This is a genomic window from Micromonospora yasonensis (assembly GCF_026013475.1).
Taxonomy (GTDB): Bacteria; Actinomycetota; Actinomycetes; order Mycobacteriales; family Micromonosporaceae; genus Micromonospora; species Micromonospora yasonensis.
On sequence record NZ_JAPDPH010000443.1, the window covers coordinates 1 to 1527 of the forward strand.

1 protein-coding gene is annotated in these 1527 nt (G+C 63.4%); it reads left to right on the top strand.

The window, feature by feature from the left end; translation table 11 throughout:
- Nucleotides 1–54 precede the first annotated feature (54 nt).
- Nucleotides 55–1527 (top strand): RHS repeat-associated core domain-containing protein (locus ONA70_RS36190; protein ID WP_319959638.1); only part of this gene is annotated, 1473 nt, incomplete at its 3' end.

A 1527-nucleotide genomic window follows, 5' to 3' on the forward strand; every position in this document is an offset into this window, starting at 1 on the left:
TCGACGGCCGGTAACCAGCAGATCTCGACGTTCACGTACACGGCTCGCGGGCAGATGCTCAAGCAGACCAAGCCCAACGGCAACACCGTGGACTTCGAGTACTACCTCGACGGCACAACCAAACACCAGGTGGAAAAGACGTCGTCCGGGACCGTGGTGGCCGAGCACACGCTGGAGTACTCGGCGAACGGCAACCCATCCAAGGACGTGTTGAAGTTGATGAACGCCGACAACTCGTCGGACTACATCGACAACACCTACACGTTCAATTACGACCCCCAGGATCGGGTGACCCGGGCCGACAAGACCGGGGACTCGACTGCGGTAGAGACCTATGACTACGACGGCAACGGCAACATTGTGTCGCAGACAGTGGGAGGGGCGACAACCACCAGCAAGTACGACCGGAACCGGCTGCATTCGACCACCACAGCGGGTGTGACGTCGACGTACAACTACGACCCGCTCGGGCGCCTCGACACGGTGTCGGTCGGTGGCCAGCGGGCGCAGAAGTACTACTACGACGGCTTCGATCGGACTGCGAAGACCACCGCCGGTATCGGCTCGGCGGCGAAGTCGACGACCTACGTGTACGACCCGTTCGACCGGACGGTGTCACAGACGACCGGGTCGAAGACGACCGCCTTCACCTACCTGGGCATGGATAACAAGGTCCTACGTGAGGAGGTCGCCGGCAAGGCGGAGAAGTCGTACCAGTACGCGCCGTGGGGTCAGCAGCTGACCCAGATCAAGCATAAGGACGACGGCTCGCGCGAGTACTCGCAGTTCATCTACCGCCCACGTGGTGACGTCATCGGTATCACGAAGGAGGACGGCAAGACCCGCGCCACCTACGGCTACACGGCGTACGGCAAGGACGACGAGTCCCAGTTCACCGGAGCCGACAAGCCGGGTTCGACGCCGGAGGGCGAGGAGCCGTACAACGCCTATCGCTTCAACGCCTCGCGGTGGGACGCCGGGTCCAAGACGTACGACATGGGGTTCCGCAACTACGACCCCGGTCTCAACCGGTTCCTGACGCGGGATGCTTACGGCGGCGCCCTGGCCGACATGGGTCTGTCGACGGATCCGTTCACCAACAACCGGTACGCGTTCGCCGGCGGCAATCCGATCAGCTTTGTGGAGTTGGACGGCCATCTGTTCGGGATGTCGTGGTCGGACATCGGCCACGCCGCCTTGGACATCGCCGGGATGGTGCCGGTGGTCGGTGAGGTGGCTGATGTGGCCAACGGCATCTGGTACGCCGCCGAGGGCGACTATGTCAACGCCGCATTCTCCCTGGCCTCGGCGATCCCGCTTGCGGGCAACGTCGCCACGGCCGCCAAGTGGGGCAAGCGTGGTGTCGAGGCGGCGGACAAGCTCAACGATGCCCGCAAGGCGGAAAATGTCGTCGAAGCCGGCAACGACGTGCGCAAGCAGGCTGACAACCTTCCGGCGACAAAGGCAGCGGACGAGACGCCCTCAGCGCCGAAGTCTGAGTGCAACAGCTTCGTCCCTGGGACAAAA